Raw genomic sequence first — 9,352 nt, 5'->3', positions numbered from 1 at the left:
TTCCACACGTACCCATCCCGAACACGACCGTTAAGCCCTCTAGCGCCGATGGTACTTGGACCGCAGGGTCCTGGGAGAGTAGGACGCCGCCAAGCAAAGCAAAGAACCACTGCCGATGTAATTCGGTGGTGGTTTTTATTTTTTTAAGCGAATTTAAAAAAATTAGGAACAGCTCAAATGATTGGGCTGTTTTTTTATCTATGAATGAATTCAGTTCATGACTAAAGGTAGTGCTACTCACTAATGTTAGTCTAATGCAGAAGCTATACAAACACGCAACAGCCTTTCAATTTTGTAAGGGTGTTGTCATCCAGATCGATAGGTAACAGCTTTGTTATAGCTGTATATTGATCTTATCAATCGATGAGGTTCATTTTAGGGGGATTGAAATTGAGAGTTTTCGAGCTGCTGTTGTTTTTGTCATGTGCTTGCATGGTGGCTTTTCTGTTCATTTCGAATCAACGTATCCGAAGATTATGTTTACTTTGTACGAGCGGTCTAGCTTCCACTTTATTATTGGCACATCTTATTGTCGAAGGTTACAGGATTCAGATGTTCTTTTTGTATGTAATTCCAGTCTTGACGCTGGTGCTTTCACTAATAACTTCGATTAGGGCACAGACAAACACGCGAACAGCTTCACGCATCCGCAGGATGCTGGCGCCTTTTAGTATCGTACTAGGGTTAATTGCAACGGTTGGTTTCAACTATGTGTTCCCTGTCTTTGATCTTCCAGTACCCACCGGTCCGTTAAAGACAGGTACGCAAGTGTTTCATTTCGTCGATTCAGACCGTGATGAGATTTTTAGAGATGCTGAAAATGGGAAAAGAGAGTTAATGGTTCAGGTATGGTATCCAGCGGAGGAAAGTACCGGGAAGTACGCACCATTTATACCCGACAGTGGGATATTGCCTTATATGGCAGAGAATTATGGCCTTCCGGGATTTGTGTTTCACCATCTGAAGTATGTCTCCAGTCATTCTTATACAGCGGCTCTGGTCTCTTCTTCACAGACTTCATACCCGCTGATCCTTGCCAGTCCCGGCTTCGGCTCATCAAGGTTTCTCCACACATCTCAGGCTGAAAACCTTGCAAGTCATGGATATATTGTGGCAGCCATTGACCACACCTACAATACATTTGCCACTGAATTTCCAGATGGGAGAATAACGACCGATACTGCCAGCAAGTTGTTTTCACCAGATCATGATTATGCTACGGAAAGCCGAAATCGCAACAAGTTGGGAAAAATATTAACCGACGATGTATTGTTTGTGTTGGACCAATTGGAGCAAATTCAATCTGGGCACATACCGAGTCAGCTTCAAGGCAGGATTGATCTTAGCCATGTCGGTGTTTTTGGTCATTCTATTGGTGGAGCGACCGCCTATGATGTTTCCTATGATCCGCGAATCCTTGCTGGAATAGATCTGGATGGAGGACTTTATCGATTGGGTGACAGAGAGGGACTTAAAAAGCCGATTTTATTCATAAACTCGGAGAGCGGGTACGAGAAGTTAAAAAGGGTAATAGATAACCGAAATTATACAGATGCAGAACTTCATCAGATGGGAGATACAAGGGAGTGGGTTAACCAAGTCATGAAAGACAAACAGCGGGAGCTTGAACGAATGCGTGAAACGATTGCTGCGGGAGGAGAAGTCCTTTATATCGAGAAAACCGAGCATTTAAATTTTGCCGACGTACAGTTCTTTTCTCCTATGTTTAGCATGCTTGGTATTACAGGAAAGTTACCGCCCGAGCGAGCAAATTCAATCATCAACGCATATATGCTGGATTTCTTTGATATGTATCTGAAACAAAAAGGAGGCGGAACGTTGATAAAAGGGCGTGACAGTCGTTTTCCGGAAGTGAAATTGATTAATCCTTAAAAATCAGCTAGAAACAGGTTGTCGATGAGTCGGCAGCCTGTTTTTTGACTTAACGGATGTATTTCTTTATAGAAGGACTGAATGATAACAATTTATAAGGAGTTTGGAAAATGGGGAATGGTGGAGAGTAGAAAATATAAATATAAAAATTAGTACCAAGTACTAAGACTTAGTGCTATAATAATAAAAAAACATGTGAGGTGATCTCAGCTATGAATCATCAATCTAAAGCAGCAATAACAGCAATGGGTACGTATGTACCTGATCGGATACTAAGCAATGCAGATTTGGAAACAATGGTCGATACAAGTGATGAGTGGATCGTACAGCGAACTGGCATGAGAGAGCGCCGTATTGCAGGAGAACATGAATTTGTATCAGACTTGGCCACAAAAGCTGTGGAGGATATGGTGCGTCGTTACGAGGTGAATATCACCGATGTAGATATGATTCTTTTTGCAACAAGTACACCTGAGTATGCTTTCCCAAGTTCGGCTTCACGAGTCCAGGCAAACCTGGGCATTCCCCATACAGGAGTGCTTGATCTGAACGCGGCTTGTGCCGGTTTCACATACGGTATGCAGCTGGCAGATAGTCTGGTGACCAGTGGGATGTATCGTAAGGTACTCGTCATCGGGGCTGAGACGTTATCTAAAATAACGGATTATACAGATCGCACAACATGCGTGTTGTTTGGAGATGGGGCAGGCGCGTTTCTGGTAGAACGTGCTTCTGACCAGGGTGACTTTAAGTCTGTCATTTCTGGGACACAAGGGGAAGGTGGCATGCACTTATACAAAAGTGGACTTTCTACAGAGATGGATGGTAAGTCATTGAATGCCGAAGGAAATCTGGTGCAGAACGGAAGAGAGGTTTACAAATGGGCAGTCCGCATGGTTCCGGAACAATTAGCTGAGCTTATTACGAGAGCCGAAATGTTACCTGAGCAGATCGATTGGTTTGTTCCGCACAGTGCCAACATGCGCATGATTGAAGCGATGTGTGAACGCGGACCGATTCCGCTCGAACGTACATTAACAAGTATGGAGTATCGGGGGAATACTTCTGCGGCCTCTATTCCACTTGCATTGCAGATTGCGGTGGATGAAGGGAAGCTGAAACATGGGCAGAACGTTGCACTATTTGGTTTTGGAGGCGGGCTAACGTACTCGGGTCTGGTTGTTCGATGGGGTGTGCCGGATAGGGCGAAAATGTAATTACCAATTTGTTTGATAAATTAAAATTCAGCTCAGTTTTCATAGCTATCGAGGAAAAGGGTAGAGCTCAATAATCTGAGCTCTACCTTCTATTTGCTATTTCATTTCCAAACTATTATTTTCAGAGTTACTATTCAAAGCCTCCATCACCTTCATCTTCCCATAACGTATTGAACACACTAAAGTCAGTCCATTTACCCGAGAAGTAAAAAAACAAATCTAACTTTTCAAAAAAATCAGGCCCTTCAATTTCCCCCTGATCTATAATAGGTTTGCCTGTCCTGCGTAAAATGGGGTAAACCTCTGCATAATCTGCACCATCAAATGCGATCATAATGGGTGCATCAAGTACGTTTAAACGTTCATATGGGTAGGTTATACTCTCACCGTTCACAATGACTTTCAGATCAACGGGTTCTGTTGCGCTAATTGCCAGATAGGCGGTAGAAATGTTATCCATACTAACAAGTGCCACATTATCTGATATAAGACTGCCAAGAGAAGAGTTTCCATAAACGTACTCACGCGTTAACTCTCTTGGGATCAGTTCATCTATGGTTGGCTGATGTTTGTAACCTTTCCCCCCGTAAAACGAATATATGCGTTGCAGAATAACTGTGGTTTCCGCTAACGTTACTTTTTGATTCGGATAAAATTTCCCTTTGGAATCGGGTTTCATGATACCTGCTTCGGAGAAATTGAGTAAAGCACGGATTTTTACATAGTCAAGCTCAGATCCAATGTATGGCTTCTGTTTTTTTTGTTGAATTAAACCAAATTGCGCAGATAATAGTTGATGAGCTAAATCCCATTTTTCATAGTCTTCAGAAGAAGAGAAACTCTTTATCGGAATATCTTTAAATGATTTCATATTAAGTAATGCTTTTTTATCATTCAATTCGTCTAAATGATTTCCTGTTTCAGGGAATAGTGCATTCAGAGCCATTAACAAATCCCAGCGAGACAATTCTTTCGTGGGTAGATAAGTGAATGTATAGTTCTGATAATTAATCTGATCTGCCGCTGAGATCATACCCGAGGGATTACTCGGAATGCTGCCGTATACATCTCTAAAAATAGAATAATAGGTACTTCCTTCTGGTACGCCTGGAATTTCGATTTGTTTGTCGGGTTCAACACGAAACTCCTTGAATAAAGTATGTATCATCTGGGTTAACTCGGCTTTGGACACCGTACGGTTTAAACGATCTGCTTCCTGTTCGTAGCTTTGCATGACACCGTGAGAGGCCATAAATTCTACAGCGGGCTTGGCCCACTTATATTTCTTGGCATTAGTAGTCGTGGCAGCACTAACCGTCGATGTGGTCAAAAGGGAGAAACTGAGCACGGCAATAAGCAGTATATGCCATCTTGAATAGTTCATCAAAGACCTCCTGTGATTATGTGGTTCAAACGATGTACAAGTGGTAAACTTCATCTTACATATTGTAGACGACAAATCAAGATCTGGGCAATTCGAAATATAGATCGAAAAACACCCCGATTCACAGAATCGTGAATGGGGTGCACGTTTAATGAAGACTGTTCAATAAAGGGGAAGGATTAATTTATAAGAACTTGTTTTGATGGATAAGAACTTGACTTGAATTATGAGGACTTATTATCCAATTTGTTATCAGCAACAGAAGTATGAGTGCTCTTGCTCATATATCATCAGTCATTCAAACGTTACGGTGTTAACTTTGGTGCTTGGCGATGGTGTGTACCTTGTTCGTAGCTGTAAGCCAGCTTGATCAGTGTACCTTCGTCAAAGGCGCGGCCCAGGAACTCCATGCCTACAGGCAAGCCGTCCGTTGTGAAGCCAGCCGGTACGGTAATGGACGGGAAGCCGGAGAACGGGCTTAGACGATTGTTGGCACCAGAGGTTTGACCTTTACCGATCACGCCAGCAGCTTGTGTTGATGTTGGATAGATGATTGCATCGAGATGATTGTCTGCCATCACTTTCAGCAAGGAGTCACGAGTAACTTGAGTACGTTTCAGGACGATATCTTTGTATTCTGATGTATCCAGCGTGTCCCGAGCATCCCGTGCTTTCATGGCTTGTTCTTGGGTTTTATCAAACTGACCGGATGCGATAATTTCGGACAGGCTATGATATGGTGCGTTCTCACCTAGAGTACCCAAATAGTCATTTAGTTGAAATTTGAATTCATAGCCGCTGAGGCTAGGATATTTATTGATTTCCTCAAAGTTTGGAATGGAGATCGGTACAGCAGTTGCCCCAAGGGATTTGAGCTCCTCAACAGCAGCGTTGATGACGTCAGCTACCGCTTTTTCCTCCGCTTTGGTGCTTGGGATGAGTTCAGGAGCTACACCGATCCTTGCGCCCTTCAGTCCGTTCACATCCAGGAAATCGGTGTAACTGGAAGGAATTTTACCTACCGCGTAAGCAGTGGCAACATCCTTTTTGTCATAACCAACCGTAGCGTCGAGCATGATCGCCGCATCACTTACGGTACGTGCCATCGGACCACCAACGTCTTGTGTCAGTGCGAGTGGGATGATGCCTTCCCGACTGGAGAGGCCAATGGTTGGACGAATACCTACAAGGCTGTTAAAGCTGGACGGGATACGGATGGAGCCGCCTGTATCGGTACCCATACCTGCTGCAGCGAAGTTCGCGGCAATGGCTGCACCTGTTCCACCACTCGATCCGCCTGGATAATGATCAAGGGCGTACGGGTTCAGCGTTTGTCCTCCCAGTGAGCTCGATGTTGTGATGCCAAAAGCAAACTCATGCAGGTTGGTTTTGCCCAAAATAATGGCCCCCGCTGCTTTCAGCTTTTTCACTTGCTCTGCATCATGAGCCGGAATGGAGTCCTTCAGGCAGATACAGCCAGCTGTGGTGGGCATGTCTTTGGTATCAAAGTTATCCTTCACCAGAATCGGAATACCATGAAGCGGGCCGCGAGGTCCTTGAGCCGCACGCTCTTCATCCAATTGTTCCGCAATTTTAAGCGCATCCGGGTTCAGATTCAGGACAGCATTGATGCTGACACCCTGGTCATCGTATTTGGCGATACGATCCAGATAATGTTGTACCAGCTCTTTGGATGTCAGTTTACCTTGTGCCATGGCCGTCTGCATATCCATAATTGTGGCTTCTTCGAGCACAAACGGTTTTATGTAGGTATAGATACGATCTTTCAAAATAGAGACGTCGCTCGCTGTAAGTACAGCGTTCGGCAGGAAAAGAGAGTCTGTATAGCCTTTCATTAGTCCGGCGGCATTCAGGGCACCGACGGCACTGGCATACTCGGACTGCTTCGGCACATCCTTGAAGGATGCCGGAGCAGTGTCCAGCTCGAGCCATTGCTGCAAGGCAAGTGCAGCATCTTTGCGTGATATCGTCGCACCGGAGAGCTTGTCCATGGTGAAAGGTACACCTGCAAGTGTAGCGGCTTCTTCCATGGACTGCACGAAGGTTGCGGCACTGACCGGCGCTTTCCCTGCAAGGGCAGTGGCGGTAGAGGTTTGGCTTGGAGGAGTTGCGGCGGCGGCGAAAGCCGAAGGTACAGCAGTTCCTCCCCACGTTGCGGCAACCACGGTTCCCGCGAGTAATAAGGCCCCGCCTTTTTTCAATACAGATCCATGATAAGTCATGCATCCACGCTCCCTTCCTGTGTCTAAGATGATGTGTGTTAGCAATCTTTGTATAAATGCTTTTGCACATCTTACATTGGTGTTAAGTAATGTGACAAAGATTGAATCAATTCAAAAAAACGTATACAAATCATTTTTATATAGGGAAATCAAGTATTTACTCCATTTTTCTTTAAAATGAAAAATGTGTACAGCTTGATAGAAATTAAATTTCACAAAAATATGTTACATATATCTTACATATTGTGTTGGCGGTGAGGCGGCTATATTGCTTATTGCTTTCATAAGGGATGCATTTAAAACAGCGACGGAATATACGTTGTCGGAAACATGATTCTGATTGAGATGATATAATATAAAGATGGAAAGATAGGAAGAGAAGAAAAACAAGAAAAACAAGAAAAACAAGTAAGACAGATTGTTATCCTGATCATTAGCGTTTGGGAAGAAAGGAAGAGATACGAAGTGAAGACATTGGTACTCGCAGAGAAGCCATCTGTTGCCCGGGAGATTGCAAGGGTGATGGGCGCGCGTGATAAACATAAAAGTTATATGGAAGGTCCGAAATACATTGTAACGTGGGCCTTGGGACATTTGGTGGGTTTGGCTGAACCCGAGGATTATGACAAAAAGTACGCAACGTGGAATCTGGAGGATCTGCCGATTTTGCCAGAGCGAACCAAGCTGAAGGTGCTCCGAGAAACGAATCACCAGTATAAAGCCGTACAGCAACTGATGAAACGTCAGGATGTGGGTGAGCTGGTTATTGCAACCGATGCGGCCCGTGAAGGAGAACTGCTTGCCAGATGGATTATGCAGATGGCGCAGTGGAAAAAGCCGTTCAAACGACTGTGGATTTCATCCCAAACGGATAAAGCGATCAAGGATGGATTTGCCTCGCTGAAGCCGGGAAGTCAATTCGACCGTCTCTATGAATCCGCACGCTGCCGTGCAGAAGCAGACTGGATGATTGGTCTTAATGTGACACGTGCGTTAACCGTACGGTTCAATGCTCAATTGTCGGCTGGACGTGTGCAGACCCCAACCTTGGGTATGATCATGGATCGGGAAAATGAAATTAACGGTTTCCGTTCGCAGGAATATGAGACGTTAACCGCAGATTTTGGGGATTTTCAGGCTGTATGGCGCGCATCTGGCGGGGATTCAAGAATTTTCGACAAACAGGATATGCAGCAATTGAAAGCACGAGTGGAAGGGCGGAAAGGCTCGATTGCCCAGGTGAAAAAAAGTGAGAAAGTCGAGCCGCATCCACTGGCCTATGACCTTACGGAACTGCAACGGGATGCGAACCGTAAACACGGTTTTTCCGCTAAGCAGACCTCTAACGTACTCCAGCGTCTGTACGAGCAGCATAAGCTTGTTACCTATCCGCGGACAGATAGCCGTTATCTGACTTCCGATATGACGGGAACGTTAAAAGAGCGGCTCGAGAGTGTAGCTGTTGGCCCTTATGCGTCACTCGCACGTCCTTTACTGCGCAAAAACCTGAATGTCACCAAACGGATTGTTGATGATAGCAAGGTTACCGATCACCATGCCATTATTCCAACCGAGCAGACGGTGCTCTTAAATCAACTCAGCCCTGAGGAACGTAAGTTATACGATCTGATTGTTCGCCGTTTCATCAGTCTGTTCTATCCATCAGCCAAGTATGATTCGGTTGCTGTTACGGTGCAGGTAGGTAAGGATTCCTTCCATGTGAAGGGCACAACGGTCAAGGACAGTGGCTGGCGTGAAGTGTACGGGGGTGATTACACGGATGATGATGATGAGCGTTCGGATGATGCAGGTGACCATGAGCGTGCCTTGTTGCCAGACTTGCAACAGGGGCAGACGGTGACACTTCAGCGCTGCCACATCAAGAGTGGACGTACGATGCCGCCGAAGAGGTATACGGAAGCAGCATTGCTTTCCCAGATGGAGAAGCACGGACTGGGCACACCTGCGACACGCGCAGATATCATTGAGAAACTGGTCAGCTCGGATACGATTGATCGTCAAGGGAACAGTCTGCATCCAACGGGAAAAGGCAAACAGCTGATTGAGCTTGCTGCCCCGCAACTGCGAACACCGGAACTGACAGCTCGTTGGGAGGCTGAACTGGAGCGCATAGCACGTGGTCAGGGTAAACCAGGCCCGTTCCTGGATGGTATTCGCTCTATGGCGAAGGAACTTGTATCCACCGTAAAAAGCAGTAAAGCCGAGTACAAGCCACATAATGTAACCAACAGCCACTGTCCGGACTGTAATGCCAAGTTGTTAGAGAAAAAGGGGAAACGCGGCAAGTTCCTCGTATGTCCTACAGAGGACTGTGGTTATCGCCGATCCAATGAGAAACGGTTGTCGAACCGTCGTTGCGCGCAGTGTCATAAAAAGATGGAGATTAAGGAAGGCAAAGCTGGACTGTATGTACAGTGTCTGCCATGCGGAATCACCGAAACGCTGGATAAAGACAAGCAGCATGTGAACAAACGCGAGCAACAAAAGCTGGTGAAGCAATACGCGAAGCAGGAATCCATCGGCTCCAACCTAGGAGATTTGCTGAAGGCGGCCATGGAGAAACAAGGTAAATAGGAATGTAGCAAAGATCACAG

5 protein-coding genes and 1 rRNA gene are annotated in these 9,352 nt (G+C 45.5%); 4 read left to right on the top strand and 2 right to left on the bottom strand.

From position 1 onward, the window contains the following. The 3 genes from rrf to ABIE27_RS21180 all read left to right on the top strand — a co-directional run. Window positions 1–95: ribosomal RNA gene (rrf, locus tag ABIE27_RS21190) — 5S ribosomal RNA — on the top strand; the annotation flags it as partial. Between the two features lie 559 nt (window positions 96–654). Continuing rightward, a complete protein-coding gene (locus ABIE27_RS21185) occupies window positions 655–1,893 on the top strand; it encodes an alpha/beta hydrolase family protein (protein WP_429351417.1) in 1,239 nt (412 codons plus the stop codon). A 212-nt stretch (window positions 1,894–2,105) separates the two neighbouring features. Next, window positions 2,106–3,110 carry a ketoacyl-ACP synthase III gene (locus tag ABIE27_RS21180; protein ID WP_123064778.1) on the top strand — a complete coding sequence of 335 codons (1,005 nt, stop codon included), beginning with the start codon at window positions 2,106–2,108 and terminating at the stop codon, window positions 3,108–3,110. 130 nt (window positions 3,111–3,240) lie between these two features. Here the strand turns inward: ABIE27_RS21180 and ABIE27_RS21175 are convergent, their stop codons facing one another. Together ABIE27_RS21175 and ABIE27_RS21170 are read right to left on the bottom strand one after the other, a co-directional pair. After that, window positions 3,241–4,494: an S-layer homology domain-containing protein gene (locus ABIE27_RS21175; protein WP_161556930.1), complete on the bottom strand. Its 1,254-nt coding sequence runs from the start codon at window positions 4,492–4,494 to the stop codon at window positions 3,241–3,243. A 305-nt stretch (window positions 4,495–4,799) separates the two neighbouring features. Then, a complete protein-coding gene (locus tag ABIE27_RS21170) occupies window positions 4,800–6,737 on the bottom strand; it encodes an amidase family protein (RefSeq protein WP_429351416.1) in 1,938 nt (645 codons plus the stop codon). Between the two features lie 465 nt (window positions 6,738–7,202). Between ABIE27_RS21170 and ABIE27_RS21165 the strand changes: the two genes are divergently transcribed. Next, entirely contained in the window at window positions 7,203–9,332 is a 2,130-nt protein-coding gene (locus tag ABIE27_RS21165; protein ID WP_429351415.1) for a DNA topoisomerase III, read from the top strand. The last annotated feature ends 20 nt before the right edge of the window (window positions 9,333–9,352 follow it).

It is taken from the genome of Paenibacillus sp. 4624, assembly GCF_050435065.1.
Lineage (GTDB): Bacteria > Bacillota > Bacilli > Paenibacillales > Paenibacillaceae > Paenibacillus > Paenibacillus amylolyticus_D.
The sequence above is the reverse complement of the archived record's forward strand: the minus strand, read 5'-3'. Positions and strand labels throughout refer to the sequence as shown.

Bases quoted from the DNA above. Each gene is read 5' to 3' on its own strand.
- ABIE27_RS21185 (WP_429351417.1), top strand. From the start codon at position 655: ATGCTGGCGCCTTTTAGTATCGTACTAGGGTTAATTGCAACGGTTGGT.
- ABIE27_RS21180 (WP_123064778.1), top strand. From the start codon at position 2,106: ATGAATCATCAATCTAAAGCAGCAATAACAGCAATGGGTACGTATGTA.
- ABIE27_RS21175 (WP_161556930.1), bottom strand. From the start codon at position 4,494: ATGAACTATTCAAGATGGCATATACTGCTTATTGCCGTGCTCAGTTTC.
- ABIE27_RS21170 (WP_429351416.1), bottom strand. From the start codon at position 6,737: ATGACTTATCATGGATCTGTATTGAAAAAAGGCGGGGCCTTATTACTC.